This is a genomic window from Rhodococcus sp. TAF43 (assembly GCF_052113525.1).
Taxonomy (GTDB): domain Bacteria; phylum Actinomycetota; class Actinomycetes; order Mycobacteriales; family Mycobacteriaceae; genus Prescottella.
In genome coordinates this window covers 14,501-41,407 of sequence record NZ_JBFRDL010000036.1, presented here as the reverse complement: position 1 = coordinate 41,407, position 26,907 = coordinate 14,501, and the positions used below count along the sequence as shown (strand labels likewise).

26 protein-coding genes are annotated in these 26,907 nt (G+C 67.9%); 9 read left to right on the top strand and 17 right to left on the bottom strand.

All coding sequences use genetic code 11. The features are described 5' to 3' along the window. The 7 genes from AB4Z09_RS20075 to AB4Z09_RS20045 form a co-directional block, all read right to left on the bottom strand. Positions 1-888 carry a hypothetical protein gene (locus AB4Z09_RS20075; RefSeq protein ID WP_174908877.1) on the bottom strand — a complete coding sequence of 296 codons (888 nt, stop codon included), beginning with the start codon at positions 886-888 and terminating at the stop codon, positions 1-3. A gap of 58 nt (positions 889-946) precedes the next feature. Next, positions 947-1,705, bottom strand: a complete 759-nt coding sequence (locus tag AB4Z09_RS20070; protein ID WP_254622837.1) for a PASTA domain-containing protein — start codon at positions 1,703-1,705, stop codon at positions 947-949. A 92-nt stretch (positions 1,706-1,797) separates the two neighbouring features. Then, a complete protein-coding gene (locus AB4Z09_RS20065) occupies positions 1,798-2,250 on the bottom strand; it encodes a DUF6508 domain-containing protein (protein ID WP_174908875.1) in 453 nt (150 codons plus the stop codon). Between the two features lie 50 nt (positions 2,251-2,300). Beyond that, a complete protein-coding gene (locus AB4Z09_RS20060) occupies positions 2,301-2,561 on the bottom strand; it encodes a hypothetical protein (RefSeq protein WP_442240532.1) in 261 nt (86 codons plus the stop codon). Positions 2,562-2,771: 210 nt separating this feature from the next. Further along, positions 2,772-3,947 (bottom strand): restriction endonuclease subunit S, encoded by a 1,176-nt coding sequence (locus AB4Z09_RS20055; protein ID WP_174908871.1) that lies wholly within the window; start codon positions 3,945-3,947, stop codon positions 2,772-2,774. Next, positions 3,944-5,557 (bottom strand): class I SAM-dependent DNA methyltransferase, encoded by a 1,614-nt coding sequence (locus AB4Z09_RS20050; RefSeq protein WP_174908869.1) that lies wholly within the window; start codon positions 5,555-5,557, stop codon positions 3,944-3,946. The genes AB4Z09_RS20055 and AB4Z09_RS20050 overlap by 4 nt, the downstream gene beginning before the upstream one ends. Positions 5,558-5,559: 2 nt before the next feature. Further along, positions 5,560-7,635, bottom strand: a complete 2,076-nt coding sequence (locus AB4Z09_RS20045; RefSeq protein WP_174908867.1) for a hypothetical protein — start codon at positions 7,633-7,635, stop codon at positions 5,560-5,562. Between the two features lie 202 nt (positions 7,636-7,837). Here AB4Z09_RS20045 and AB4Z09_RS20040 point away from each other — a divergent pair, with 202 nt between their 5' ends. Beyond that, positions 7,838-8,704, top strand: a complete 867-nt coding sequence (locus tag AB4Z09_RS20040) for a ribonuclease H family protein (RefSeq protein ID WP_174908865.1) — start codon at positions 7,838-7,840, stop codon at positions 8,702-8,704. 9 nt (positions 8,705-8,713) lie between these two features. Here AB4Z09_RS20040 and AB4Z09_RS20035 read toward each other — a convergent pair whose 3' ends face one another. Further along, positions 8,714-10,342 carry a fatty acyl-AMP ligase gene (locus AB4Z09_RS20035; protein ID WP_174908863.1) on the bottom strand — a complete coding sequence of 543 codons (1,629 nt, stop codon included), beginning with the start codon at positions 10,340-10,342 and terminating at the stop codon, positions 8,714-8,716. A 250-nt stretch (positions 10,343-10,592) separates the two neighbouring features. Here AB4Z09_RS20035 and AB4Z09_RS20030 point away from each other — a divergent pair, with 250 nt between their 5' ends. From AB4Z09_RS20030 to AB4Z09_RS20005, 6 genes are all read left to right on the top strand, one after another. Further along, positions 10,593-12,281, top strand: a complete 1,689-nt coding sequence (locus AB4Z09_RS20030) for a peptide chain release factor 3 (RefSeq protein ID WP_174908861.1) — start codon at positions 10,593-10,595, stop codon at positions 12,279-12,281. Continuing rightward, positions 12,281-12,961, top strand: a complete 681-nt coding sequence (pnuC, locus tag AB4Z09_RS20025; protein ID WP_174908859.1) for a nicotinamide riboside transporter PnuC — start codon at positions 12,281-12,283, stop codon at positions 12,959-12,961. The genes AB4Z09_RS20030 and pnuC overlap by 1 nt, the downstream gene beginning before the upstream one ends. Positions 12,962-12,989: 28 nt before the next feature. Beyond that, entirely contained in the window at positions 12,990-13,853 is an 864-nt protein-coding gene (locus tag AB4Z09_RS20020; protein WP_174908858.1) for an LLM class F420-dependent oxidoreductase, read from the top strand. A 108-nt stretch (positions 13,854-13,961) separates the two neighbouring features. Further along, positions 13,962-14,363 carry a hypothetical protein gene (locus AB4Z09_RS20015; protein ID WP_442240531.1) on the top strand — a complete coding sequence of 134 codons (402 nt, stop codon included), beginning with the start codon at positions 13,962-13,964 and terminating at the stop codon, positions 14,361-14,363. A 22-nt stretch (positions 14,364-14,385) separates the two neighbouring features. Then, positions 14,386-15,087, top strand: a complete 702-nt coding sequence (locus AB4Z09_RS20010) for a response regulator transcription factor (protein WP_442240530.1) — start codon at positions 14,386-14,388, stop codon at positions 15,085-15,087. Next, a complete protein-coding gene (locus tag AB4Z09_RS20005) occupies positions 15,084-16,388 on the top strand; it encodes a sensor histidine kinase (RefSeq protein WP_174908852.1) in 1,305 nt (434 codons plus the stop codon). The genes AB4Z09_RS20010 and AB4Z09_RS20005 overlap by 4 nt, the downstream gene beginning before the upstream one ends. Positions 16,389-16,394: 6 nt before the next feature. On the opposite strand, the gene AB4Z09_RS20000 is transcribed toward AB4Z09_RS20005, so the two are convergent. Both AB4Z09_RS20000 and AB4Z09_RS19995 read right to left on the bottom strand, forming a co-directional pair. Further along, positions 16,395-17,432 (bottom strand): enoyl-CoA hydratase/isomerase family protein, encoded by a 1,038-nt coding sequence (locus AB4Z09_RS20000; protein ID WP_174908850.1) that lies wholly within the window; start codon positions 17,430-17,432, stop codon positions 16,395-16,397. A 29-nt stretch (positions 17,433-17,461) separates the two neighbouring features. After that, complete coding sequence (locus tag AB4Z09_RS19995; protein ID WP_174908848.1) at positions 17,462-18,178, bottom strand: pyridoxine/pyridoxamine 5'-phosphate oxidase; 717 nt, start codon at positions 18,176-18,178, stop codon at positions 17,462-17,464. A gap of 120 nt (positions 18,179-18,298) precedes the next feature. On the opposite strand from AB4Z09_RS19995, the gene AB4Z09_RS19990 reads away from it, so the two are divergent. Beyond that, positions 18,299-19,651: an MFS transporter gene (locus AB4Z09_RS19990; protein WP_442240529.1), complete on the top strand. Its 1,353-nt coding sequence runs from the start codon at positions 18,299-18,301 to the stop codon at positions 19,649-19,651. Here the strand turns inward: AB4Z09_RS19990 and AB4Z09_RS19985 are convergent. The 6 genes from AB4Z09_RS19985 to AB4Z09_RS19960 all read right to left on the bottom strand — a co-directional run bounded on the left by AB4Z09_RS19985 (position 19,641) and on the right by AB4Z09_RS19960 (position 25,190). Then, positions 19,641-20,039, bottom strand: a complete 399-nt coding sequence (locus AB4Z09_RS19985; RefSeq protein ID WP_114718253.1) for a VOC family protein — start codon at positions 20,037-20,039, stop codon at positions 19,641-19,643. The two genes, AB4Z09_RS19990 and AB4Z09_RS19985, sit on opposite strands and share 11 nt — an antisense overlap. Further along, complete coding sequence (locus tag AB4Z09_RS19980; RefSeq protein ID WP_114718252.1) at positions 20,036-20,533, bottom strand: nuclear transport factor 2 family protein; 498 nt, start codon at positions 20,531-20,533, stop codon at positions 20,036-20,038. The genes AB4Z09_RS19985 and AB4Z09_RS19980 overlap by 4 nt, the downstream gene beginning before the upstream one ends. Before the next feature lie 112 nt (positions 20,534-20,645). Then, on the bottom strand, positions 20,646-22,436 hold the full coding sequence (locus tag AB4Z09_RS19975; protein WP_442240528.1) for an ABC-F family ATP-binding cassette domain-containing protein: 1,791 nt from the start codon (positions 22,434-22,436) through the stop codon (positions 20,646-20,648). Continuing rightward, on the bottom strand, positions 22,436-23,374 hold the full coding sequence (locus AB4Z09_RS19970; RefSeq protein ID WP_114718250.1) for a 4-(cytidine 5'-diphospho)-2-C-methyl-D-erythritol kinase: 939 nt from the start codon (positions 23,372-23,374) through the stop codon (positions 22,436-22,438). The genes AB4Z09_RS19975 and AB4Z09_RS19970 overlap by 1 nt, the downstream gene beginning before the upstream one ends. A 62-nt stretch (positions 23,375-23,436) precedes the next feature. Next, entirely contained in the window at positions 23,437-24,180 is a 744-nt protein-coding gene (locus AB4Z09_RS19965) for an ABC transporter permease (protein ID WP_114718249.1), read from the bottom strand. Between the two features lie 50 nt (positions 24,181-24,230). Beyond that, on the bottom strand, positions 24,231-25,190 hold the full coding sequence (locus tag AB4Z09_RS19960; protein WP_442240527.1) for an ATP-binding cassette domain-containing protein: 960 nt from the start codon (positions 25,188-25,190) through the stop codon (positions 24,231-24,233). 110 nt (positions 25,191-25,300) lie between these two features. Here AB4Z09_RS19960 and AB4Z09_RS19955 point away from each other — a divergent pair, with 110 nt between their 5' ends. Further along, positions 25,301-26,269 carry a helix-turn-helix transcriptional regulator gene (locus AB4Z09_RS19955; RefSeq protein ID WP_442240526.1) on the top strand — a complete coding sequence of 323 codons (969 nt, stop codon included), beginning with the start codon at positions 25,301-25,303 and terminating at the stop codon, positions 26,267-26,269. Here AB4Z09_RS19955 and AB4Z09_RS19950 read toward each other — a convergent pair. Continuing rightward, entirely contained in the window at positions 26,254-26,745 is a 492-nt protein-coding gene (locus AB4Z09_RS19950) for a nuclear transport factor 2 family protein (protein ID WP_442240525.1), read from the bottom strand. The two genes, AB4Z09_RS19955 and AB4Z09_RS19950, sit on opposite strands and share 16 nt — an antisense overlap. Between the last annotated feature and the right edge of the window lie 162 nt (positions 26,746-26,907).

The window sequence follows — 26,907 nt, the reverse complement described above, 5'->3', positions numbered from 1 at the left end:
TCAGCGAGACCCGTTCCGCCGTTGCTTGCCGAGCGCGGTTGCCGCCTTCTGCGGCATCTTCCGCGGCGGGCCGGTCACCGCCCGGGACGGCACGGGTGTGGGTAGCTGGCGGTGTCTTGAGGCGAGTGCATGAATCGCGTCGCGACCCTCCGCGCGGATCTTCGCCATCCCAGGAACCTCGCTCGGCACCGCCTTCTCCAACGGCGGCGCTCCGAGCGCGGCAAGGGCTCTTCGGGCCGAAGCGATCTCCTTCTCCAGGTGCAGGCATGTGGCACAGCGCCAGCCGGACTCGAACCGCGACAGGTTCTTGACGACCAGGCACACTCCACACCGTTTCGGCTGCGGCGCCGGAGCGGGCTTCGGCACCGGCGTCGTCGTCGGTTTCGCCTGCGTCTGTGGAACCGGTACCGGCGGGGCCGGTTTGGGATTCGACTGCACCACCGGAGCAGGCCTGGCCGGTTGCACGGGTTTCGGCGGTTGCACGGGTTTGGGCGGCTGAATGGCAGACAGTTCGGCTTCGAGTTTCGCTACCCGCTCACTCTTGCTGTCGAGCAGCGCCGCGAGTTCACTCGCAAGCCCACTGGGAGACTGCTCGAGATAGACGAGCTCCGCCTTCGCCTGCTGATACTCCTCTTCGAGTTGCACCGCGCGACGACGGTCGACGATGGCGGTCTCACAGGCCGCCAGCCCGCCCGCCGGCAGTGTGGATTCGCCGAACACGGCCATCGCGAGTTCGGTGCGGGCACGGTTCCAGGCCCGTACGCGCGACTGGAGGTCGACCTCGAGGGATTCCTCTTCCAGGACGAGCGCGAGCGCAAACTCGAGCTCGTCGGACAATGCCCGCGCGGCACCTCGCGCCCGACTCAGCAGTTCATCCAGATCGTCCATCGAACTTGCCAATCCTCAATCCCCCCTGTGTTGGTGCCAGCTTCGTCAACGGGACGCCTCAGGAGCAGTCCCCGGGCTCCCCGTACTTGACCACCGCTAGCACGGCATCACCCTCGGCGATCGGAGTGCCCGCTGCGGGGCGTTGCTCCACGACCACCCAATTGCGATCCGAGATCTGCATCCGGCCCTTACCGGTCGCATCCTCGCTCCGGGAGTAGAAGACTCCGGCCTCCTGGATCGTGTCCTGCGCCTTCTGCAGATTCATGCACTTCACGTTCGGCATCAATGCCTGGGCAGCTCCCCGACCGGCCGACGCCGCCGAGGTCGGCTGCGGTGCGAGCGGCGCCAGCCCGGCCGGGGCGGCGGGGACCGCGGGTGGCGGTGCCAGCGTCGCGGGCGTTCTGCTGGTGTCCTCCGTCGACGAGTCATGGTCGAGTCCATCGCTGATGTCGCCGATGATCCCGATCAGGACGAACGCAGCAGCCACTGCGGATGCGATGACGACACCCCGGCGAACAGGCTGCTTCGTTGGCGCCTCCGGCGGCGGGGCGAAGGCCGCGGACGTATCGCCGGCAAGGAACGCCTCGTGCCCGGCCTGGGCGCGGGCGGCCAGGGCGTCCTTCTCGGCCTTGATCCTGGCGAAGTGGTTGCGAATCGGTCGACCGACGGCGAGATACCACAGGCCCGCCGCCATGATCAGGGAGATCCCGACGGAGCCGAAGTCGAGTTGCACGAGGCTGACGATCGCCAGCCAGGTCACGACTCCGGCGAAGAATCCGGCGAGGACGCGAAGATACGGAATTACGGCGTTCATCATCTTCCTGGTGCTGCGCAGGGAAGGGCTAGATTGCCCTTCGATTCGGATGTGATTGTGACAGGCGCCACTGACATTTCGCGCGGGTGTCGCGCCTACGACTCCGTGACCAACACGACCAGACGATCGAACAGAGCCGGCATCGTTCCGTTGTCAAAGACGCCGACGAGCGCTCCCTCGCAGAATCGATCAGCGAGAACCAGTCTCGTCAGAAGACCCAGCACCTCGGCGACATCGAAAGCAGCCACGACTGGGCCGACGTCTCCGCGCTCGGGCAGCCGCCCGACCGCCGGCTCGGCAGCACCGACGAAAGCGCGATCCAGGAGACCCTTCGAGTCGAGCCACCTCACCGACTCATCGACCAGCGGGTCCTCGACCGTGTACCCGAATCCCAGGGCGCCCGCCCGGGTCGGCTCTGAACGCTTCACGTATCCGAATTCGCCTTCGTGCAGTCGAATTCGTTCGACGAGCATCCGCAACTCCGCGATGTCCTGCGAGTGCAGTGCGGCCAGGACGCCTTCCGGTGTCCGGAAGTTCTGATCGGTCATTGCCTGTCCCCCCCACCTCTCAGTGTGCAATCAGCGAGTACCCCGAACGTTCAGCGACTCTCTTCTGGTCGGAAGTCGAGCAGACGTTCCAGGAGCGGCGGCAGCAAGCCGAACTCCAGCGCGTTGTGGGTCGCCCGCTCCGATGTGCGATCGACGCCGATGGTGCTGGCGATCATCCCGAGAATCTCGGTGGGACCGAGTTGCGGGGCAAGATTCCGCATGCCCATCAGGTCCAGCCGGTTTCCCACCCGATTCAACGCGGCCCGATCGAAATCGGTGACGATCAGATCGTGGTCATGGAGAAAGCTCACGACCTCTTCCACGAGCGGATCGGGTACGTCTTCACGGTCCCACGGGGCGGCGCGGAAGTTCGATCCGTCCGCGGGCCAACGCGTATCGATCCGCTCGACAAGCGACCGAAGCTGCGCGCGCCCAGGCTTCTCGGTCGAGGTCGGCGATCACTTGTGGGGCCCCGGATTCGACGATCCCTGGCTGCCCCGCGTCCGTTCGCGCCTCGTCGCTCACAGCACCGCTTCGACCTGACGTTCCGCATCACGGACGCGAAGTTCCCCAGACATCAGACGTGGAAGCAGCGCGTCGCGGGTGGCGGCGAGGGTCTCGGATTCCTGTTCAGCAAGCAGCGCACGTTCCCACAACGCAGTCATGAACGAATCGCGCTGCTCAATGACAGAGCGGGAGGGGACCTCGACCAACTCGTCCAGGTGGCGGCGCTGGATGTGTCCCATCGTCGTGGCCTTGTCCGCGGCAATGTCCTTGAACTGTTGCAGCTTCCGCTGAATCAGCTGATAGACCAACCACGATGGGTATCCCTCTGCAGGAATCACCTTGAAGATGTGCTGGTTCACAATGGCGTCGTCACGGAACCACCGATGCAGGGTCAACGAGCCCGACCAAGCGAAAAGGATGTCTCCTGCCCGCGCGACGAACTTGTCGTCGACCTCGATGTCACTGAACACAGTCGACCCGCCGATACCCGAATTCAGTTCAGCAATCCGAACCACAACACGGCCGGTTCCACTCGCACCCTTGGTGAACGCCTTTCCGTTGACGAAGTCAGCAGTCGCCGAGAGAGGAACAGTCGACGATTCTTCGAGCATCTGAGCAAACGTGATCGAAGCCAGCTCCTCAACCTTCTCGGTCAGCTTGCGATTCCCGGCGATCTTGTCGTCGAGGGCACCGAGGATTCCGGCAATAGCACACTGTTGCGCGAGGGACGAATGGACATCCAGATGCAGCTTGCCGAAATCGCCCTTCTTGAAATGCGGAATCATCGTCCCCACATGCATGTTCTCGATTTTGCGTCGAGTGTCAGGGTTCTTCAGTAGATAGTAGAGGTAGCGAGGCGTGACCTTCGCCTGATCGGCCCGTAGCGAGACCATATCCTGCGCAATACAGAACGGTACCGGGTCAGGCACCATCGCAATCCGTCCCGGACTACCTTTACATACGAACAGAATATCGTTCGGCTCCGGGTGGCCTCGAAACCACTCGCTATACGTCTGGCGATCGACATACCTGATGTTCTCAGAAACAGGATAAAGTTGATCTTCCTTCAGGCAGTTGGTTGCAATCAACGGAATCCCCGAATCCGCTGTTGGGCAGGATCTTCCACGGTTATCAACGATCTCCGACAACAACTCCGGGAGGGAGTAGCGAGCCAAGACAGGAGCACTCACAACACCCTCCCCAACTGCTCGCGCACGACGGCTTGCAATCGCGCCGACTCGTCGAACTGCTCGAACAGTTCCTTGGTCAACCGCTCCAGCTTCTCTGCGATCGGTTCGCCGTCGTCCTCAATCGGAGCAGCGCCGACGTACCGGCCCGGAGTGAGGGCGTAGTCCGCTTCCTTGATCTCCGCGAGAGTGGCCGAGTAGCAGAAGCCGGGTTCGTCCTCATAGACAGCACCGGAAGCAGATCCCGTTCCGCGCCAGGCATGGAACGTGCCAGCGATCTTGGCGATGTCGTCGTCGCTCAGCGCCCGCTCGGCGCGGTCGACCATGTAGCCCAGGTTGCGGGCATCGATGAACAGAACCTGGCCCTGGCGGTCGATCTTGCCCTTCGGCCCGACAGCCTTGTCTTTCGCGAAGAACCACACGCACACCGGGATTCCGGTGCTGCGGAACAGCTGTGTGGGCAGCGCGATCATGCACGAGACCAGGTCGGCCTCCACCAGCTGCGCCCGGATCTCGCCCTCGCCACCGGAATTCGACGACATCGACCCGTTGGCCATGACGACACCGGCGCTGCCACGCTCGGCGAGCTTCGAGATGATGTGCTGGATCCACGCGTAGTTCGCGTTGCCCGCCGGGGGAACGCCGAACTTCCAGCGCTTGTCGTCTTCCTTGCGTGTCCAGTCTTTGATGTTGAACGGCGGATTGGCAAGGATGAAGTCTGCCAACAGGTCCGGATGCTTGTCCTGGGCGAACGTGTCCTCCCAGCGGTCCCCGAGGTTGCCGGTGATGCCGTGGATCGCGAGGTTCATCTTCGCCATCCGCCACGTGCGCTCGTTGAGCTCCTGGCCGTACACCGCCACCTCGGTGGGGTTGCCGCCGTGCCGCTCCACGAACTTCTCGGTCTGCACGAACATGCCACCCGAACCACAGCACGGGTCGTACACACGACCGCTGTACGGCTCGAGCATCTCGACCAGTACCCGCACCACCCCGGCGGGCGTGTAGAACTCGCCGCCGCGCTTACCCTCCGCACGCGCGAACTTCTCGAGGAAGTACTCGTACACCTCACCCAGCAGGTCCCGCGCCTTCGTCGCGCCGTGACCGGTGAAGCGGGTGTCGCCGAACAGGTCGATCAGTTCACCGAGCCGGCGCTGGTCGACGCTCTGGTTATTGAAGATCGTCGGAAGCGTGCCCGCCAAAGTCGAATTGGCTGCCATCAGCTCACGCATCGCAGCGTCGATCAGCTCACCGGCCGTGCGTCCCTCGACACCGACAGCTTCCTGAATGCCCTTCGCGTTCTCCGCAAGGAAGCTCCACCGCGCCGGCTCCGGAACCCAGAAGACACTGCTGCCGAGGTATTCGTCCTCGTCGTCGATCAGCGTCGCGATCTGATCCTCGTTCATCCCCTCCGCCAGCAGCTCCTCACGGATCTGGCCGCGGCGCTCGTCAAACGCGTCGGAGACGTACTTGAGGAACACCAGCCCGAGGATCACGTCCTTGTACTGCGAGGCGTCCATGGACCCGCGCAGCTTGTCCGCGGCCTTCCACAGAGTGTCCTTGAGTTCCTTCATCGTCGACGGCGCGGAGACCGCAGACTTCTTCCTCGATGGCATCGTCAGCCTTTCTCTGTGACGGTCTGTGGTGCCGGTGCGACGGTGAGCGCTCCGTGCGCCACGCCGTCCACCAGCGTGGTGGTCAAGTCTTCGAGGGTGCCGAGCAGCCGTCGGGCAGCCGCCCGACGCTCCCGGAGGTCGGCGAGCGCGGCAGTGACCGCACCCACCTGATCGGCCTGCACTCGCGGGATCTCCCAGGTCTTCCAAGCCGATCCGCTGCGGATCGCGCCCGGCGGTTTGGCCCCCACCCTGCGGCTCTGCAGATGCCGCGCAACGAGTTCGGGTACCAGCCCGGAAGCGCCCACGTCCGCGATTCGGAGGATCCGGGCCGGCCACATCACCACCGACGACCCCTCGACGTCGACGATCACCCCGAACGACGGGCTAGTGCAGAACACGATGTCGCCCGGCTCGGTGTAGCGGCCACTGGGGTAGTCGGTGACGAACGTCAGACGGTCGATGCCCCGCGATCCGACTTCACAGCGACCGAGGATCTCGTCGGTACCGATCACCGGCACCGAACCGCGCGCCTCGATATCGATGGCATCGATCCGGTTACCGGGCAGCACCCGGAGCTCCTTCGCGGCGGCCAGTTCTCCGGCCGTCTGGAACCGCGGGCGCCTCGTCGTCCGGTATTCGACCCGCAGATCGAGCCCACCATCGACAAGTCCGGCAGCGCTGTCGAGCGCACCCACCAGTTCGAGCACACGTGCCGCGGCCTCACCGGCGTCGACCGGAGGACGATGCACCTTCGGCTTCGCCGTGAGCACCCCGCCTGCGGCGAGCAGTTCCGCAGTCTTGTAGAAGTGGCCAAAGCGAAAGGCGTGTGCACGCACGGACTCCCACGGACCCATCGCGGCAGTGACGTCGGCGATCACTCCGTCGATGACGTCGTCGGTGAGCTCGACAGCGCTGAGATCGGCCAACACCGTGCGCCGAGCGGCGGCCGGAATCGTTCGGTCCACCGCGCCCAGTACCCACAGGGCCATCGACAGACCCGGCCGCGAGGGAAGCAACCCCTCCGACAGCCGGACGACTGCACGCAGGTGACCCGAGCGCAGCAGATCCGAACGCAGCGCTTCGGCTTCCCGCTCACGTAGCGGGTCGGCAAACGTCGCCGCCGGGCCGATGATCACCGCGCTCTGCCCCGGACCCATCTGCAACGAGATGTTCTCGATCTCCGCGAGGATGTCGACGTCCGTGTAGCCAGTCGTGGACGACGACGGGTACTGCGTCAGAAACACCGCCGGACGGTCGACGCTGAAGTCCGCCCCGAACCCCTCCTCCGGCAGACTCTCGCGCCGCAACCCGTGCACCGCGAGCCGCCGCAGCGCCAGGCGCGCAGTCGGAGTGGACGAACCTCCCGTCATGACGGTCGGCTCCGCGTACTCGGGCAATGCGGCTCGCAGCGCGATCAGCAAGTCGGTACTCGCCGGCGCCGGATCGATGAACAGCGTGTCGGTGTCTTCCGCGAGTGCGACACTCACTCGTGCTCCCAGAGACAACGCCGCAGCGCCGAGGGCACTGTCGGACAGTTCGGGTCGCTGCATCCGGAAACGGCGCGCCATCACTGCCTCGAACGCATCGACCGAAGTGAACGCGGCGTCGGACATCCGATCCGTGTACCGCGCAAAGGTGGCGAGTTCGTCGCCGAGGGCCTCGAGCTCATCACAGAGAAACTCGTTGTCGGGGTCGAGCTCTTCGACCTCGTCGAGCAGGTCGTCGGGCGTGAGATCACCGAGACGCTCCCCCAACATCACTTTGACGGCCAGCAGGGCCGTGATGCCGTCGATCACCGCGTGTGGGTGCATTGAGGTCTTGTGGTCCAGCGCGGCATGGATCGCGACGTCCTCAGCGAAGGAGATGTTGTTACCGAGGCCTCGCGACCGCAGCCACTCGACCACCTCGTCGGCATCGAACTTGTCCAGGACACCGTCGACGACGGTCGGCCTCGGGAAAGGGCGATCATCGCCGCAGTACCTCTGTGCCCATGCGGTGACGACCGGGCGCTGCACCTTGGCGAGCTTCGCGATGTCCGGCCGGGTGAGGAGAAGGGGTGACTGTTCTGACTCGCGCATGCGTCGGACTCCCCCCACCTCGATCCGGCCTCGGTCGACGGCCGCCCGAGCAATCTATCCGATCGGGCCGATCGCCCCGCCCCAAATGCACGAGCGAGCGTCGATAACCCCGGTTATCAATCTTCATCACGTTGCTGTCGTACGTACCGGGCATTCTGTTCGGTGTTACCCGAACAAAGGATCCGAACGAAGGAGAAAGCCCGTGCTTGCCGTGATCCACGCCCGCAAGAACCGCTGCCTCGACGGCGGTCTCGCCCGCGCCGTCGCCGTGTGGCAGGCGAACGACGAAACGCACACGCGCCTGTTCGTCCGCGACGATGCAACCGACGCGTCGTACTTCGCGGCGGCGCTCGATGCGTTCTCGTTCCTCCTCGACCTCTCCGCCACCCGCGCGGAGCCCATCCTGCTCCACCTCACCGACAACACCCTCCGCAAAGAGATCGATCACGTCCTCGACGCATTCCCGTCGATCACGATCGTCGGGGTGGCCCGGGGCGCCGTCGCGGATCTCTCACGCGTTGGTCTCGATGCCCTCGATGCCGATGCCGGCGCACGGACGACCGCACGCGAGGAGCTCGAGCGCCTGCGAATCGCGGCGCTGCCGGAGCTGACGGTCGCCACGGATGCCTCCAAGTCACGCCGCCGGGGAGTCGGCGTGGCCTGTGTGAGCGAAGAGGGCAATCGTCATCAGCGGATGGTCCCGAACGTCAAGACGGTGCTCACCGGTGAACTGCTCGCGATCGAACTCGCGATCGACCGGTTCACCGACCGCCGGCTCCACATTCTCACCGACAGTCAGGCGGCACTGCAGCACCTCGGGGTGCTGCAGTCGAACTGGCCGCTGCCACGCGATGGGGAGGCCGCGGTGGTTGCGGACCGCATCAGGCACTCGTTAGTCGGTCGACACGTCCGTTTCTCCTGGGTGCGCGGGCACAGTGGGCACCTGTTGAACGAGACCGCCGATCGGCTCGCCGTGGCGGTCCGACGCGCCCACGAGGCGCAGATCCCGACCGAGATTCGCCGGGCCGTCGCGGAGCGCATCGTCGAACCGGTCCTCGCCGCAGCCTGATTCAGGCCCTCAGAGCAGGCTGATCGAACTCGACCGTCGAAGCTTGCCCGACGAGGTCTTCGGGATCGACCCGGGCCCGAGGACCGCGACGTTGCGCGGGCGGACGCCGACCTCGGAGACCACGGCGTGCGCGACCTCCCGCTCGATCCGCTTCACCTCGTCCTCGTCGTCGATTGCGTTGGTCTCCACAGCAACTGCGAAGCTCTCCCGCTTGTCGCCGGCATCGAGGCGGATCGCGACTGCGTTGCCGGGGCGCACCCCCGCGACCGATCCGGCGGCGCGCTCGATGTCGGTGGGATAGATGTTGCGGCCGCCCATGATGATGACGTCCTTGACGCGTCCGCACACCACGACCAGCCCGTCCTCGGTGAAGTAGCCGATGTCGCCGGTGTTGATCCAGCCGTCGTCGTCCTGCGTCGGCACCGGCCCGTCGACGGTGAGATAGCCGGGCGTGACGGACTTTCCACGTAGTTCGATCACGCCGACGGCGCGGCGCGGCAACTCCAACCCGTCCCGCGCGACCACCCGCCCCTCGAGTCCCGGCACCAGCGGCCCCAGCGTCGGGAGGGGTCGAGCGTTACTTCGGTTGGAGCGCACCGCCATTCCGCCGGCCTCCAAGAGGTCCGGGTCGACGTGGTCGAGCACCATGCCCTGCCCGGGTTCGGGCACCGACACCGCGAGGGTCACCTCGGCCATCCCGTACGTCGGGGCGAGCGCCATCGGATCCAGGCCGAATCGGGCGCCGGCCTCGGCGAGCGCGATCATCGTGTCGGGATCGACCGGCTCGGCCCCGTTGAGCAGGCACCGCATGGTCGACAGGTCGTACTCGCCCTCGGGCGCCTGCGCCAACCGGCGGGCGAGCAGAGAGTACGCGAAATTCGGTGCCGCGGTGAGTGTTCCGCGATACTTCCCCATCAGTTCCGCCCACAGCAGCGGCGCATTCAGGAAGTCGAGCGGGGTGATGTGGACCGTGGTGGCGCCGATCTGCATCGGCACGGCGAGGAAGGCGATCATGCCCATGTCGTGAAACAGGGGCAGCCAGCTGATCATGACGTCGCGGTCGGGGTTGAACTTGACGCGGTCGATCATCGCGTAGGCGTTGGCGTAGAAGTTGCCGTGCGTGAGCTGCACGGCCCTCGGCGAACCGGTGGACCCGGAGGTCAACTGCTGCAACGCAATGTCGGTCTCGGACGTGTCGACCGGGTCGATCTCACCGCCCGCACGCATCTCGTCGATGGTCACGACCTTGATCCCGCGCTCGATCAGCAACGGGACCGCCGCCTCGAAGGGCGACCCGATGATCACCGCGGTCGCCGCGATCATCCTGATGATCATCTCGGTGTCCTGCACCCACACCTGCAGGTCGGTACGCGGCGTGGGCTGGTGCAGCATCGTCACCGACGCGCCCCGCATCCACGTCGCCTGACAGGCCGGGGCGATATCGACGGGCATGCCGGCCAGAACGCCGATCGCGTCGCCGTGCTCGATCCCGGCGTCGGCGAGCGCACCGGCCATGCGGCGCGCAATCGCGTGGACCTCGCCCCACTCCTGGCGCAGCGGCGCGTCGGGTTCGCCGGTGATCAGGGCCTGCGAACTCGTCGCGGCCGTGGAATACATCTCGTCGGTGAACTTGCTCATCGCAAACTCCTGCCGGTCCCTGTCGGGACACTACGACTGTCTCCCCCGGTTCCCGACACGTATATCCACAAGCGGTGCCGACCTGTTACCCGTCGGCGGTGCCGAACTCGGACCACGTCGGCAGTGCCGACCTCGGACCACGTCGGCGGTGCCGACCTCGGACCAGCACAGCGCCCGCGTACCCTGGTATCGGTTTCTCACCACCGCTTCATCGCCCGGACTCCGRCCACGAACCTGAGAGGCTCACCCGTTGACTAGCGCGCCCGACTCGGCCGAGCTCACCACCGCCGAGACGGCGTCCACTGCGGGTGCCGTTCCCAAGTCCCTGAAGGCCGAGGCCACCCGGCGGCGCACGTTCGCCGTCATCTCTCATCCCGACGCCGGTAAGTCGACTCTGACCGAGGCTCTCGCGCTGCACGCGAAGATGATCTCCGAGGCCGGCGCCGTGCACGGCAAGGCCGGCCGTAAGTCGACCGTCTCCGACTGGATGGAGATGGAGAAGGCTCGCGGCATCTCGGTGTCGTCGACGGCGCTGCAGTTCAACTACCACTCCGACGAGACCCCCGACGACCAGATCAACGTCATCAACCTCGTCGATACCCCCGGTCACTCCGACTTCTCGGAGGACACCTACCGCGTGCTCACCGCTGTCGACGCGGCCGTGATGCTCATCGACGCCGCCAAGGGCCTCGAGCCGCAGACCCTGAAGCTGTTCCAGGTCTGTCGCCACCGCGGCATCCCGGTCATCACCGTGATCAACAAGTGGGACCGCCCGGGCCGCACGCCGCTGGAACTGCTCGACGAGATCAACGACCGTATCGGCCTCGTCCCCACCCCGCTGTACTGGCCGGTCGGCATCGCGGGCGACTTCCGCGGTCTGCTGCGCCGCGGCCTGGGAGACGCTGCGGGCGAGCCCGTCGAGTACATCCGCTTCACCCGCACCGCCGGTGGCGCGAAGATCGCTCCCGAGGAGATCCTCGACGCCGACGCGGCCGCGGCTCGCGAGAGCGACGAATGGGTGACCGCGGCCGAGGAGAGCGAACTGCTCTCGGCGAGCGGCCAGGATCACGACCAGGAACTGTTCCTCGCGGGCCAGACCTCGCCGGTGATCTTCGCGTCGGCGATGCTGAACTTCGGCGTCCGTCAGATCCTCGACACCCTCGTCGCGCTCGCGCCGCCGCCGGGTGTGCGCAAGGACATCGCCGACAAGCCGCGCGAAGTCACCGACCCGTTCAGCGCCGTCGTGTTCAAGGTGCAGGCCGGCATGGACACCGCGCACCGCGACCGCCTCGCGTTCATGCGCGTGGTGTCCGGTGTGTTCGAGCGCGGCATGGTCGTCACGCACGCGCAGACCGGCAAGCCGTTCGCGACCAAGTACGCGCTGACCGTCTTCGGGCGCGACCGCACCACTGTCGAGAACGCCTACCCCGGCGACATCGTCGGCCTCGTCAACGCCAACGCGCTGGCGCCGGGCCACACGCTGTTCACCGACAAGAAGGTGGAGTTCCCGCCGATCCCGTCGTTCGCGCCCGAGCACTTCTCGGTGCTGCGCGCCGAGAGCGCCAGCAAGTACAAGCAGTTCCGCCGCGCCGTCGACCAGCTCGAATCCGAGGGCGTCGTGCAGATCCTGCGAAACGACATCCGCGGCGACGCGTCGCCCGTCATGGCGGCCGTCGGCCCCATGCAGTTCGAGGTGGTCGCGGCCCGAATGAAGGCCGAGTTCAACGTCGAGGCACGGATGGAGCCGCTCGGCTACGCGCTGTGCCGCCGCACCGACGCCGAGTCCGCCGTCGAGCTGGGCCGCCAGCGCGGCGTGGAGGTCTTCACCCGCACCGACGGCGTGTTGCTCGCGCTGTTCAGCGACAAGTGGCGCCTGCAGTACATCCAGAAGGAGATGCCGGAGCTCACGCTCGAGCCGCTCGTGGCCGCAGGCGACTAGTGAGCGTTCTGCAGACGCTGTTCGACGCCGAACTGCACATCGGCGGCGCCACGATCCTGTGGCGCGAGATCATCGGGAACGGTTTCGGCATYGCGTCCGCGATCGGCGGCATGAAGCGCGTCGTGTGGGCGTGGCCGGTGGGCATCATCGGCAACGCCCTGCTGTTCACGGTGTTCATGGGCGCGCTGTTCCACACCCCCCAGGACCTCAACCTGTACGGCCAGGCCGGCCGCCAGCTGCTGTTCATCACCGTGAGCGCGTACGGCTGGACACGCTGGCTGCAGTCGCGCAACGACTCCGGCAAGGCGGTACTCCCGCACTGGGCGTCCACCCGCGCGCGTATCGGCATGATCGCGACGATGGCGATCGGCACCGTCGTGTTCGCGAAGGTCTTCGAGGCGCTCGGGTCGTGGGGTCCGTGGCCCGACGCGTGGATCTTCACCGGGTCGATCCTCGCGACGTACGGCATGGCCCGCGGCTGGACCGAGTTCTGGCTGATCTGGATCGGGGTCGACGCCGTCGGCGTGCCGCTGCTCTTCAGCGGCGGCTACTACCCGTCGGCGCTGCTGTATTTGGTTTACGCGGGCTTCGTACTGTGGGGCTTCGCGGTGTGGCTGCGGATCCAGCGGCGGACCGTCGCCCAGCCGGAAACCACCGACGTCGCGCCGCGTCAGGAATGAACCACCGACCGGTCCCGTTGCAGCGGGTATGACACAGGACACAGCAGAGCCCTTGCACTTCGGCGCGTTCGGCGTCTGGCGTCACGCCTTCGGTCTGCCACCCGAGGTGGGCGCGGAAATCGAGCGCCTCGGATACGGCGCTATCTGGGCGGGCGGGTCTCCCCCGGCGGATCTGCAGGTGATCGAGGACCTCGTGGCGGGCACCGAGAAGATCACGGTCGCGACGGGCATCGTGAACATCTTCGCCGCACCCGCCGACGAGGTGGCGAAGTCGTACCACCGCATCGAATCTCGCCATCCCGGACGGTTCGTGCTCGGGATCGGCGTCGGCCACCCGGAGGTGCCCGGCATGGGTGCCGAGCGGCCCTACGAGGCCCTGGTCCGTTACCTCGACGTCCTCGACGACGCCGGCGTCCCGGTGCAGCGGCGCGTGCTCGCCGCGCTCGGTCCGAAGGTCCTGAAGCTGGCCGCGGACCGCTCCGCCGGGGCGCACCCGTACCTGACGACATCGCAGCACACCCGCGAGGCCCGCGAGGTGCTGGGCCCGGACGCGCTGCTGGCACCGGAACAGAAGGTGGTGTTGGGTACCGACTCGGACGCCGCCCGGGCGACCGGCCGCGAGGCCGTCGAGAACCCGTACCTGCACCTGCGCAATTACCGCCGCAACCTCGAACGTCTCGGCTTCCCGACCGCCGAACTCGACAACGGCGGCAGCGACCGCGTCATCGACGCCCTCGTCGCGCACGGCGACGCGGCCTCCATCGCGCCCCGGCTCACCGAGCATCTCGATGCAGGCGCCGATCACGTTGCGATCCAGGTACTGCCGATGGCCGGAGATCCGCTTCCTGCGCTGCGGGAGCTGGCCGCGGCGCTCGGGATCGCGCGCTCGTGATTCTCTAATCAACCCCTAAGACTTCGCTAACGGGAGCCGAGTTTTGCGCCCATAGCTTGGCTGGTGTCGGGGCCACCGGGGCTCCGACACCGAGCGAGGAGTCCGACCATGACCAAGTCCCTCATCCGCAACGTCACACGCCGCAAGGTCGCCGTCGCCGCCGCGAGCATCGCTGCAGCGGGCGCTCTTGCCGTCCCCGGCGTCGCCTGGGCGCAGAACTCCCTTCCCTCCGGCGAGCCGGTGGCCGTCACCTCCCCGACCGACTCCGCCCCCGCCGCGGTAATGACCGAAGCGTGCTCGACCGAGAACCTGTCGGAGGAGGAGATCCAGAAGCTGATCGCGGACGGTGCCGAGAACGGTCCGGTGGTCACCGAGGCCGGCGCGTCCACGGAAAGCACTGCCGCTGCCGAGCTCAGCGAAGCCGCGTACGTCGAGGCCGACGCCGCACCCGCCGTCACGTCGTCGACCGACAGCGCCGACGCGGTGATGATCACAGCGCGCGCCTGCTGAGCAACCTGAGGGACCGGGCACTATGGATCCAGTGACCGATAGCGCCCGTATCCTGCTCGTCGACGACGACCCCAAGGTCCTGTCATCCCTCACGCGGGGGCTCCGCCTGTCCGGTTTCGACCTCGAGACCGCGCCGGACGGGGCCTCCGCGCTGCGGGCCGTGAGCTCGTCGAACCCGGACGCGATCGTCCTCGACGTCAACATGCCGGGCCTGGACGGGGTCAGCGTCGTCACCGCTCTGCGCGCGATGGGCAACGACGTCCCGATCTGTGTCCTCAGCGCCCGCAGCACGGTCGGCGACCGGATCGCGGGACTCGAGGCCGGCGCCGACGACTATCTCACCAAGCCGTTCGAGCTGGGTGAGTTGGTCGCCCGACTGCGCGCACTGCTGCGCAGGGCACCCCGCAAGGACGTCCCGGCAGGTGTCGTCACCGTCGGCGAGCTCGAGGTGGATCTGCCCGGTCGACGTGTCCGCGCGAGGGGTGAGCGCGTCGAGCTGACCAAACGCGAGTTCGACCTGCTCGCCGTCCTCGCGGAGAACGCGGGGATCGTCCTCAGCCGGGTTCAGCTGCTGCGACTGGTGTGGGGCTACGACTTCGACGCGGACACCAACGTCGTCGACGTCTTCGTGACGTACCTGCGAAAGAAGCTGGAGGCGAACGGGATGYCCCGCGTGCTGCACACCGTGCGAGGAGTCGGATTCGTGTTACGGGATCAGCCGTGAGGCCGCGCCGACGCTCACTGTCCCTGCGGGCCCGCGTCGCGCTCGTCGCGGCGCTCGCCGCCACCATCGTGATCGCCGCGATCGGATTCGCCTTCGCGGTGTTCCTGCGCGTCAACAGTTCCGAACAACTCGATCGCACCCTGGACTCGGTGTCGCTGACTGTGCCGTCCGAGTCGGCGATCTCGGGATTCGGCGCCGCACCCACTTCACCCCTCGTCGAGAGCGACCCGGCGGTCGTCTCGACCCCCGCCGCGGAAGTCACCGACTCTGTCCGTGCGACCACGATCGACGGTGCTGCCGTCCGCGCCAAGGACGTCCCGATCATCGGCGCGGCCGGCACGTTGGTCGCCGTCTCGGTTCCCGAGGACGCGCTCAGCCGCGCCATCCGCGATCAGCAGTGGCAGGTGGCCGGCGCCGCGATCGTCGCCATCGCGGTCGCGGCCGGGCTCGGCTGGCTGCTGGCCGGGCGGGCGGTGCGCCCCCTGCAGCGGCTCGCCGCGGCCACCCACACCGTCGGCGACGAACTGCCCGCCGCCCTCCCCGACATCCGCGGGGCACGCGAGGCGGAGGAGCTCGCCGAAGCCATCGGACACATGTTGACCCGAATCGGTAAGGCGCAGAGCCGAACAGAGGCTGCCCTCGGGTCGGCACGCGACTTCGCGGCCGTCTCCGCCCACGAACTGCGCACCCCGCTCACCTCGATGCGCACCGACCTCGAGGTGCTCGCCACGATGCCCCTGTCCGACGAGCAGCGCGCCGAGATCGTCCGCGACGTGCTGGCCACCGAGCGACAGATCGAGAACACCCTGTCGGACCTCGAGAGCCTGGCCGTCGGTGAGCTGTCCGACGCCGACGATCACGAAGACCTCGACCTGGTGGAACTGGCGGACCGATGCGTGCAGGAGTCGGCCCGACGCCTGCCCGACGTGGCTGTCGAACTCTCCACCCCACCGTCCCTGCCGATGCGCGGGCTACCGTCGGGGCTTCGCCTGGTACTCGAGAACGCGGTCACCAACGCCGTCCGGCACGGGCGCGCCGACCGGGTCCGGATCACCGTCGCCGACAACGGCGACCGTGGTGTCACGATCGCGGTCGACGACAACGGGATCGGTGTGCCCGAGCACGAACGCGCGACGCTGTTCGAGCGCTTCGCACGGGGATCGTCCGCGCACCCGGAGGGATCCGGGCTCGGTCTCGCACTGATCGCGCAGCAGGCGTCACTGCACGGGGGCACCGCCGCGCTGACCGACAGTCCGCTCGGCGGTGCACGCCTGCAACTCGACCTGCCCGTGACCGTCTGACCGCGGCTACTCCGCCGGTTCGGCGGTGACCTCGGTGAACAGCGCCTCGATCGCCTCGGCGTCGATGTCGTCGACCGACGGCGGATTCCACGACGGATTGCGGTCCTTGTCGACCAGAACGGCCCGCACACCTTCGATGAAGTCCGCGTTGCGGGTGACCTCGGCGCCGAGTGCCAGTTCGAGATCCAGGCACTGCTCGAGGGTCAGGTCCGCGCCCCGGCGCACCAACTCGGCTGTGATCCACAGGCTGCTGGGGGCAACCGTGGCCAGCGCCTCGCGGGTGGCCTTGGTCCACTCGTCGTCGCCGGTCAGCCGCGCCACCATGTCGGCGACACTGCCCGACCCGAAGACACGGTCGATCTCGTCGAGCTGATCCGCCATCTCCGATGCCGGCGCCTCGGTGGCGTGACGCTCGATCGTGGCGACGACATCTCCGCCGCTGCGAATCGCTCGAATCTCGTCGGCGAGCGCGTCGAGCTTGTCGCTGGGCACGAAGTGGGTAGCCAGACCGGCGACGACGGCGTCCGCGCCCGACGCCCGGGCACCGGTGAGGCCCAGGTACATTCCCGTCGCGCCGGTGAGCCGGGGCAGGAAGTAGCTGGCACCGACGTCGGGGAAGAAGCCGATTGCGGTCTCGGGCATCGCGAGGCCGGCCTTCTCGGTCACCACACGAATCGATCCGTGCACCGAGATGCCGAGCCCACCACCCATCGCGTGTCCGTCGATCAGCGCGACATACGGCTTGGGGTAGTTCGCGATGAGCGCATTGAGCTGGTACTCGGTGGAGAAGAACTTGTGGACGGCGTTGTGGTCACGGTCCAGTGCAGACTGCCGCACCGACTTGATGTCGCCGCCTGCGCAGAACGCGCGCTCGGACGAACTGGTCACCAGCACCACGGCGATCGCGTCGTCGTCGCGCCACTGCACCAGTGCCGCGTGTATGTCTCGGATCATGCTCGCGTCCAGGGCGTTGAGCGCCCTGGGCCGATCGAGCACGATCTCTGCGACGTTCCCGTGTACCCGGGTCTGGATGAACGACGTCACCGGACCTCCTTATGTTCTTCTCGATCGGTTCACGGCCACAGCGCGTCGCGGGCCCAGCTCACACCCTCGACTTCCAGGCTGCGCCGGTACCGCACCCGCAGGTGCCGGCGGCCCGGATCGGCGTGCCAGAACTCCACCGTCTCCGGGACCAGACACCAAGCCTGCCAGGTGTCCTCGACGTAGGACGGATCGGCCTCCACCTCGGCCACCGACTCCCGCACCGCGGCGTCGTACTCCGCGACATCGGTGAGGATCTCGCTCTGCCGGCTCGCCGCGGCCACCGCACGCGCCGTCACCGAACGCTCCAGGAAGTCCCGTGCGCTGACGTCCGCGTCGCCGCGCACCACCGAACCCCGTACCCGCACCTGACGGCCCTGCTCCCGCCAGTAGAAGGTCAGCGCCGCAACCGGATCAGCGTCCAACTGCCGCGCCTTGGGTGAACGCCGGTCGGACGAGAACCACCATCCCGCCTCGGTGACGTCCTTGAGCAGCAGCGTGCGGGCATCGGGCGCGCCCGCCTCGTCCACCGTCGACAGCGTCGCGACGTGCGGTTCGACCACGCCGGCCACGACAGCCTCCTCGAGCCAGTCCAGGAACTGGGCCACCGGGTCGGCGGGCAGCGCGGCGGCGCCCGTGGCGCCGGGCATCGGGAGTCCGGTGGCGGGCGCGGTGGCCGACGCACCGGGAATGGCACGGATCCAACTACGAGTGTCCGGATACGACGCGCGGATCTGCCTGGCGGACATACGCGGAACCCTAGTCGTCTGCCAGAGCGTGCCGCCGTACGGCACGCTCGATTGCTGTGATGCGTCACACAGTCGAACCTGTGGATTCGTCGATTGACGTCGCCACATCGAAGGAGTGCCATGCATCTTCCGCACACCGCGCACACGGATCCCTCGCCGAAGGATTCGCGTCGCGCGCTGGTCTCGAGCTTTCTGGGATCGACGGTTGAGTACTACGATTTCCTGCTCTACGGCGCCGCAGCAGGTTTGGTGTTTCCTGCGCTGTTCTTCCCGGAGACGATGGATCCGGTACTGGGGTCGACGCTCTCGTTCATCATCCTGCTCGCCGGTTACATCTCGCGCCCGATCGGCGGCATCCTCTTCGGGCACTTCGGCGACAAGTTCGGGCGCAAGAACATTCTCGTCATCACCTTGATGATGATGGGGCTCGTGTCCGTCGCGATCGGCCTCATGCCGACCTACGAGACGATCGGAGTGGCCGCTCCGCTGATCCTGGTCGCCCTCCGCGTCATCCAGGGCCTCGCCGTCGGCGGCGAGTGGGCGGGCGCCACCCTCATGGCTGCCGAACACGTGAAGCAGGATCGTCGCGGCCTCGCCGCATCGATCGCCGTCACCGGCGGTCCCACCGGGTCTGTCCTTGCGACTCTGATTCTGGCCCTGTTTGCAGGGCTTCCGGACGAAGAGTTCCTCAGTTGGGGCTGGCGCGTACCGTTCCTGATGTCCGCTGCGCTGGTGATCGTCGGACTGTTCATGCGCTACCGCGTGACAGAGTCCCCGGACTTCGCCAAGGCTCGCGCAGCCGGTGAAGTGCACACCGGCACACCGATCCTCCGCGTTCTGAAGAAGTACCCCGCGTCCACGGTGTACGGGATCCTGGCCACGGCCGGACCGCTGTTCATGCAGGCGCTGCTCGCCGTCTGGGTCGTTCCGTACGTCGCGGCCCAGGGTGTGGTGCCGCGCCAGGACGCCCTCTACATGCTCACCTTCTCCAGCGTCGTCCACATCTTCGCGATCCCCTTCTTCGCCTGGCTCTCGGATCGATACGGACGCCGCCCGATCATGCTCGCCGGCGGGCTGGTTTCCGTCGTGCTCGTCTTCCCGATGTTCGCGCTGTTCAACTCCGACAGCTACTGGCTGGTCGCGATCGGCTTCCTCGTGGGCAATCCGATCATCCAGGCGTCGATGTACGGCCCCATCGGCGCTTTCCTCGCTGAGAAGTTCGAAACGCAGGACCGTTACACGGGTGTCTCCCTGACCTTCCAGTTCGGCTCCGTCCTCGGCGCCGGGACCGCACCGCTGATGGCGAACTGGCTCGTCGGACTCGGGAACGGCGGCGGTACCGACAACATCGCCTGGTACTTCATCGGGCTCATTGCACTGTCCGCCCTCGCAGTATTCCTGTCCAAGGAAACCCTGGTACGGACCAGCCGACCGGCCCCACGACCGGGCACCCGCGAACCCGTCAGTCCTTGACCGGACCCGACAGCATCCAGCGGTGCCCGAACGGGTCGATCAGCGTCGCGTTGCGGCGGCCGTGGTTCTCCGAGATCCACCGCTCCACCCTGCCGCCGGCGTCGCGGGCCCGTTCGAGCACCGCGTCGGTGTCGTCGACCGGCAGCATCAGGCTCACCGACGTGGCACCCGACTCCGGCGCGCTGAGCCCCATCTCCGGGAACTCCTCGGCCAGATAGATCATCCCGGACTGCAGCCGCAGCTCCGCGTGCCCGATCCGGCCGTCGTCCATCACGATCGGCTCGCCCACCACCTCGGCGCCGAACGCCTTCCGGTACCACTCGATCGCCCGCCCCGCCCCGCGCACCGTGAGATACGGCAGGGCGCCGGCAGCGGGGAGATCCGTCACGGGACGATCCCGGACGCCGTTCCGGACTGCGGCGAGCCGATGAGGGCCCACCGGTTCGACGTGAGGCGGAAGCTCGGCATGTCCGCGAGCGAGTACACCGACTCGTAGGTGCGCTCGTACGCGGTGTGCGCGATCTTCCACCGGCCGGCGGCGTCCCGCCGGTAGGTGTCCTCGTAGAAGGCCGCGCCGTGCATCAGCATCTGGTCGCCCGGCACCACGACGGTGTCGGACAGGTACCAGATCCCGGTCGCGGTATCACCGCTGACGTCGATCTCCGGGTGCCCGCAGTGGTGCTCGGTGATCACGTGCGGACCGAGGGTGTCCTGCAGGAAGGACACGAACGCATCCCGCGAATCGAACCGCAGGTGCTCGGCATACGTGGCCGTGGCATCGGGCAGGAGGGTGTCCGCGAAGTCGACCCACGACTTGGTGTCGAGGGCACGCACGTATCGGTACTTGAGCCGACTGATCTCGGCTATCGCCTCCAGATCCACGATGCCCGCCCTCCGCCCAGACCCGTACGGTACAAGTGCAGGCTAACCGTCACCACGGACGTATGGGGTCCGTAGTGCGATTATCGTTGCAGGGCAGCTACACCGCCGCGGCTCAGTCGAGCTCGGACGCGAGCTCCATCCACTGCTCCTCCGTGGCCTCCTTCTCGGCCACCACCTGCTTGAGCTCGGCGTCGAGCGCCATGAGCTTCGCGGGATCCGTCGCCGCCTCCGCCAGCTGGGCGTGCAGCTTCGCCTCGCGCTCGTCGAGCTTGGCGACCGCGCGCTCGAGCCGCGAGAGCTCCTTGCGGGCCGCCCGATCGGCCGCCCCGTCGCGGGCCACCCTCGGCGCGGACGCCCCGGCAGTGGACGCCACCGACTGCGCCACGTTCTCCGGCTTCTGCGCCAGCACCGCGCGCCGGCGCAGGTACTCCTCGATACCGCCGGGCAGGTTCGTCAGCTTGCCGTCCCCGAACAGCGCCCACGTGGTGTCACAGATGCGCTCGATGAGGTAGCGGTCGTGGGAGATGACGACCATCGTGCCGGCCCAGCCGTCGAGCAGATCCTCGAGCTGCTGCAGGGTGTCGATGTCGAGATCGTTGGTGGGCTCGTCGAGCAGCAGCACGTTGGGTTCGGCCATCAGGACGCGGGTGAGCTGCAGACGACGACGCTCGCCGCCGGACAGGTCGCCCACCGGGGTGCGCTGGCGGGCCGGCGCGAAGCCGAGCCGCTCGGCGASCTGGCCGGCCGAAACTTCCTTGTCCCCCAGCGTGATCCGCTCGGCGACATCCTTGACCGCGTCCAGCACGCGCATGTCGGTGGGCAGGTCGTCGAGTTCCTGGCGCAGCCACCCGATCTTCACGGTCTGGCCCTCGATCCGCTTGCCCTCGGCCGGTTCGAGCTCGCCGGCGAGGGTGCGCAGCAGCGTCGTCTTACCGGAGCCGTTGACCCCGACCAGGCCGACACGCTCGCCGGGCGCGAGCCGCCACGTGAGGTCGTGGACCAGTTCGCGGCCGTCCGGCGTGGTGAGCTTGGCGTCCTCGAGTTCGATGACGACCCGGCCCAGCCGGCGCTTCGCGAACGACGCGAGCGCGATGCTGTCGCGCGGGGCGGGGACATCGGCGATCAACGCCTCGGCGGCCTCCACCCGGTACTTGGGCTTGGACGTGCGCGCCTGCGGTCCGCGCCGCAGCCACGCGAGTTCCTTGCGCGCCAGGTTCTGCCGGCGCTCCTCGGCGGCGTCGGCCTGCCGGGATCGCTCGGCGCGCGCGAAGATCCAGTCGTTGTAGCCGCCCTCGTAGCTCTCGACCTTGCCGCCCACCACCTCCCACGTGCGGTTCGCGACGGTGTCGAGGAACCAGCGGTCGTGGGTGACGACGACCAGGGCCGAGCGCCTCGACACCAGGTGTTCGGCCAGCCACTGCACGCCCTCGACGTCGAGGTGGTTGGTGGGCTCGTCGAGCACCAGCAGGTCGAGGTCCTGCACCAGCGCCGCGGCCAGCGCGACACGCCGCCGCTCGCCGCCGGAGAGTCCGTCGACCCCGGCATCGAGGCCGAGGTTGTCGATCCCGATGCCCGCGAGGATGCTGCGGATCCGTGCGTCGCCCGCCCATTCGTGGTCCGCGACACCGAGCGGTCCGAGGACCACGTCGCCGACCGTCGACCCCTCGGGCAGGACACCGCGCTGGGTGACGACCGCCATTCGCAGCCCACCGACGCGGCTGACCCGACCGGAGTCGGGTTCCTCGATGCCCGCAAGCACCTCGAGCATCGTGGTCTTGCCGCCGCCGTTGAGGCCGACGACACCGATGCGTTCACCTTCCTGCACGCCGAGCGAGACGGAATCGAGCAGCGGCTTGATGCCGAAGGACTTCGAAACCTGTTCGAGATTGATCAAATTCGCCATCAGTGGCTGCCTTCTTCCGGCTCGGGGTCGATCACGCGCGCGCCGGGCACGGGCCCGCTCGCGACGCGTACGGTGCGGCACACTCCCGCACCCGAGAGTTCCGCCCCCACCGCGACGGCCGCGTCGGCGTCCTCGCACAGGAACGCGCAGGTCGGGCCGGAGCCCGACACGATCCCGGCGAGCGCGCCCGCGGTGACCCCGGCGCGCAGGGTGCGCCGAAGGTCGGGAGCCAGCGACAGCGCCGCCGCCTGCAGGTCGTTGCCGAGCAGCGGCGCCAGCGCCGCGGCGTCTCCGGTCGCGAGCGCGTGCATCAGGTCCGCGACATCACCGACCCGCGGCGGATCGCCCTCGTCGCGGAGACGGTCGAGTTCACGGAACACCGTCGGCGTCGACAGCCCACCCTTCGCGAGCGCCAGCACCCAGTGGAACGTGTTGCGGGAGAGCACCGGCAGCAGCTTCTCGCCGCGGCCGGTGCCGACGGCGGTCCCACCGTGCAGCGAGAAGGGGACGTCGCTGCCCAGCCGGGCCGCGAAACCGCTCAGCTCATCACGGCTCAGGCCCAGACCCCACAACTCGTCGAGCGCCACCAGCGCGGCGGCCGCGTCGGCGCTGCCGCCCGCCATGCCGCCGGCCACCGGGATGCCCTTCACGATCGAGATCTCGACGTCGGGAGTGATGCCCGCCTCGGCGGCCAGCAGTTCCGCGGCCTTCCACACCAGGTTCGTGCGGTCGGTCGGCACCGCCGCCGCGCCCTCCCCGCGCACCCGGACCGTCAGGGTCTCCGCGGGCACCACCGAGAGGTCGTCGCTGAGCGAGAGCGCCTGGAAGACCGTGCTGAGTTCGTGGTAGCCGTCCTCGCGCAGGTCGCCGACGGCAAGGTGCAGATTGACCTTGGACGGGGCCCGGACCGTGACGGGGCGTGGGACGACGGAAAGCACAATTTCCAACAATAGGCGCTCGGCGCGGGGTCACGAAAACGCACCTCAGACGCCACTTCCGCCTATCGCACGGACCGGACGCCGACGCCGAGTCCCACGACCGCGACGGTGACGGCCGCGACCACCCCCGAGAGCACGGCTCCGGATGCGAGATCGCCCGCGAACAGGGCCCGCTCCGCGTCGACCACGTAGCCGAGCGGGTTGATCGTGACGAGGGCGCGCATCCACCCCGGGGCGTCGTCGAGTGGCAGCATCGTGCCCGACAGGATCAGCATCGGGAACATCAACGTCTGTTGCACCACCCAGAACATCCAGTCCTGGTTCCGCACCGCCAGCGCGAGCGCGTAGGACAGCGCACCGAGCCCCACACCGAACACCCCGAGCAACACGATGCCGATCACGGCGCCGAGCGGATCGACGTCCAGGCCCAGCGGCAGCGCCACCAGGATGATCAGGATCGCCTGCGCGGCAAGGGGAACCATCTCCTTCGCGGCCCGCCCGATCAGCAGCGACGAGCGGTGCAGTGGCGTCACCAGCATCCGTTCGTGCGAGCCCTGCTGCATCTCCATCAGCAGGTTCGAACCGGTCATCGAGGTGCCGAAGATCGCGATCATCACCAGCACGCCGGGGATGAACCAGTTCCACACGCTCTCCCCCATCCCGGGGACGCTCTTCAACAGCGGGCCGAACAGGGCGAGCAGGATCAGCGGCTGGGCCAGGCTGAACACGACGCTCACCGGGTCACGCAGCGTGGGTCGCAGTTCGCGGGCCATGACGATGCCGCTGTCGCGGACGATGCCGGTCATGAGAGTGCTCCTTCGGGTCTGGATGTCGGATCGAGTCGAGGGATCGGCGGTCACGCCGCAGCGGTCTCGCGCAGGCTGCGGCCGGTGAGGCCGAGGAACACGTCGTCGAGGGTGGGGCGGGTGATCTCCGCGGTCGCGACGCGCAGGCCGCGCTCCTCGGCGACCCGCAGCAGCTCGGGCAGGGTCACGTCGCCCTGCCGCGTCCGCACCAGCACGGTGGCGCCTGTGACCTCGACGTCGCGGACCGTCACGAGCGTTTCCGCGAGACCCGCGACCCGGCTCGCCGCCGCCGGCTCGTCCAGCCCGATCGTCAGCAGGTCACCGGCGAGATCGGATTTCAGGGCGGTCGCTGTGTCGTCGGCGATCACCGTGCCGCGGTCGATGACGATTACCCGCTCGGCCATCGCGTCGGCCTCTTCCAGGTAGTGCGTCGTGAGCACGATCGTCGTGCCCATCTGTGCCCGGAGCCGCAGGATGTGCTCCCACAGGTTGGCCCGGCTCTGCGGGTCCATACCGGTGGTGGGCTCGTCCAGGAACAGCAGCGGCGGCCGGTGGACCAGCCCGAGGGCGATGTCGAGGCGCCTGCGCTGACCGCCCGACAGCGTGCTCACCTTGCGGACGGCGAGGTCCGCGAGGTCCAGGGCGTCGAGCAGTTCGTCGGCCCGGATCCCGGACGCCGCCTTCGTCATGCCGTAGCACTGGCCCTGGGTCACCAACTCGTCCCGCACCCGCTGGTTGTGGCCGGCCCCGCTGCCCTGCCCGACGTAGCCGATCCGGCGGCGGACCTCGTCGCGGTCGGCGCTGACGTCGAATCCGGCGACGCTCGCGCGGCCCGACGTGGGCGCCAGCAGTGTCGTCAGCACCCGCAGTGTCGTCGACTTGCCGGCCCCGTTCGGGCCCAGCAGCGCCACCAACTCGCCGTCGGCGACCTCGAGATCGACGTCCACCACCGCGTCCACCGTGTTCTTGCCCTGCTTGAAGCGTTTGGTCAACGCCTCCGTGCGGATCATCGCGTGCATGGTCCGTACCTCCCCGTTTTCGTGGTTCGTTCCCTCTCGCCACGAAAACTAGGAGCAATTGCGGACACCTAACGTCCGCAATCGATGGGATGCTGCGATGCATGCGGGAAACGTCGGCACGATTGCTGCGATTGCTGTCCCTGCTCCAGACCCGCCGGGACTGGTCGGGCGAGGAACTGGCCGAACGGCTCGACATCACGCCGCGCACCGTGCGGCGCGACGTCGACAAGCTGCGCGGCCTCGGCTACCCGGTGGACGCGACGGTCGGCGTCGGGGGCGGCTACCGCCTCGGCGCGGGCGCCGAGATGCCGCCACTGCTACTCGACGACGACGAGGTCCTCGCAGTTGCCCTCGGCCTGCAGTCCRGCGCGACGGGGTCGGTCGTCGGGATCGGCGAATCGTCGGTGCGGGCACTGACCAAGTTGCGGCAGGTGATGCCGTCGAGGCTGCGGCACCGCCTCGAGTCACTGCAGGTGGACGTGGTGCACCGCGAGCCTGCACCGAGCGCCGTCGACGCATCGGTGCTGTCGGCGATCGCGTCGGTGTGCCACAACCACGAGCGGCTCCGGTTCGACTACCGCGCCCACGGCGGCAGCGAGAGCCGCCGCGAGGTGGAGCCCTACCGGCTGGTCCGCTCCGGGCTGCGCTGGTACCTGGTCGCGTGGGATGTCACGCGCGACGATTGGCGGTCGTTCCGCGTCGACCGTATGGAACCCAAGATTCCGACCGGCCCGCGATTCACGCCCCGCGAACTGCCGCCGGGTGGCGCCGCGGAGTTCGTTGCGCGCGGCGTCAGCCGGGCCATAACGCAGGTCCGGGCACGGGTACTGCTCGATGCGCCGATCGACGAGATCGCCCCGATGGTGGACGCCGCGTGGGGCACGCTCGAGCACGCGCCGGACGACCGCTGCGTCGTCGCGCTGGGCGGCGACTCGCTGGCCTCGATCGCGCGATGGCTCAGCGCGTTCGACGTCGACTTCACCGTGCTCGATCCGCCCGAGCTGCGCGACGAGTGCCGGCGCCGAGCCGAACGGCACGCCCTGGTCGCCGAGCGCTACCGCGGCGCCTGACCGGGCACGTCCATCCACATGCCACCGACATCGTTGCGGATCCACTCGACCTCGATCCGCCGGTCCGCGATGGCCCACCGGCCCTCCCGGCGCTCGAAGCGGTCGAGATACCGCAGCCACACGGTCAGGAAGTTGCGGGTGGGGTTACCGGCGTCGGCCGCGCTGGTGTGCTGCGCCATGACGTACGTCTCGGCGTCTGCAGTGTCCAGGTCCGAATCACCGGCGAGTTCGATCAGCATGTTCCCGACGAAGTGGAACGTCCGGTCGAACAGGCCGAAGCCGGCAGGGTCACGGAGAAAGTCCATGAATTCGTCGACCCCGCCCTGGTAGAAGGGGGCGTAGTCGTTGTGGGCGTCGTCGAAGAAGCACGAGCGCACCAGGGCCCAATCGCGCCGGTCGACGCCGCGATAGTAGCGGTGGAGCACATCACCGATCTCGGCTCGATCGCTGAGCGCACGAAACTCGTAGGGCGTCACCTCGGTCCTTCCGTCGCGCGGGCGCGGTTGCCGAACCTTACTTCCGATTCGGGGCCGAGGCGACGATTCGGGCCCGGACACACGGAACGGGGCCCCACTCCCGAAGGTGTGGGGCCCCGTTCTCGTCGTCAACCCGGCTCAGCCGGGCAGATCCGAGTCAGC

What these genes read in the sequence shown, in the direction of transcription:
- AB4Z09_RS20065 (WP_174908875.1), bottom strand. Translation starts at nt 2,250, where the DNA reads ATGACCGATCAGAACTTCCGGACACCGGAAGGCGTCCTGGCCGCACTG.
- AB4Z09_RS20020 (WP_174908858.1), top strand. Translation starts at nt 12,990, where the DNA reads ATGACACAGGACACAGCAGAGCCCTTGCACTTCGGCGCGTTCGGCGTC.
- AB4Z09_RS20070 (WP_254622837.1), bottom strand. Translation starts at nt 1,705, where the DNA reads ATGATGAACGCCGTAATTCCGTATCTTCGCGTCCTCGCCGGATTCTTC.
- AB4Z09_RS19995 (WP_174908848.1), bottom strand. Translation starts at nt 18,178, where the DNA reads ATGTCCGCCAGGCAGATCCGCGCGTCGTATCCGGACACTCGTAGTTGG.
- AB4Z09_RS20015 (WP_442240531.1), top strand. Translation starts at nt 13,962, where the DNA reads ATGACCAAGTCCCTCATCCGCAACGTCACACGCCGCAAGGTCGCCGTC.
- AB4Z09_RS19990 (WP_442240529.1), top strand. Translation starts at nt 18,299, where the DNA reads ATGCATCTTCCGCACACCGCGCACACGGATCCCTCGCCGAAGGATTCG.
- AB4Z09_RS20045 (WP_174908867.1), bottom strand. Translation starts at nt 7,635, where the DNA reads ATGCGCGAGTCAGAACAGTCACCCCTTCTCCTCACCCGGCCGGACATC.
- AB4Z09_RS19965 (WP_114718249.1), bottom strand. Translation starts at nt 24,180, where the DNA reads ATGACCGGCATCGTCCGCGACAGCGGCATCGTCATGGCCCGCGAACTG.
- AB4Z09_RS19960 (WP_442240527.1), bottom strand. Translation starts at nt 25,190, where the DNA reads ATGATCCGCACGGAGGCGTTGACCAAACGCTTCAAGCAGGGCAAGAAC.
- AB4Z09_RS20075 (WP_174908877.1), bottom strand. Translation starts at nt 888, where the DNA reads ATGGACGATCTGGATGAACTGCTGAGTCGGGCGCGAGGTGCCGCGCGG.
- AB4Z09_RS20035 (WP_174908863.1), bottom strand. Translation starts at nt 10,342, where the DNA reads ATGAGCAAGTTCACCGACGAGATGTATTCCACGGCCGCGACGAGTTCG.
- AB4Z09_RS20050 (WP_174908869.1), bottom strand. Translation starts at nt 5,557, where the DNA reads ATGCCATCGAGGAAGAAGTCTGCGGTCTCCGCGCCGTCGACGATGAAG.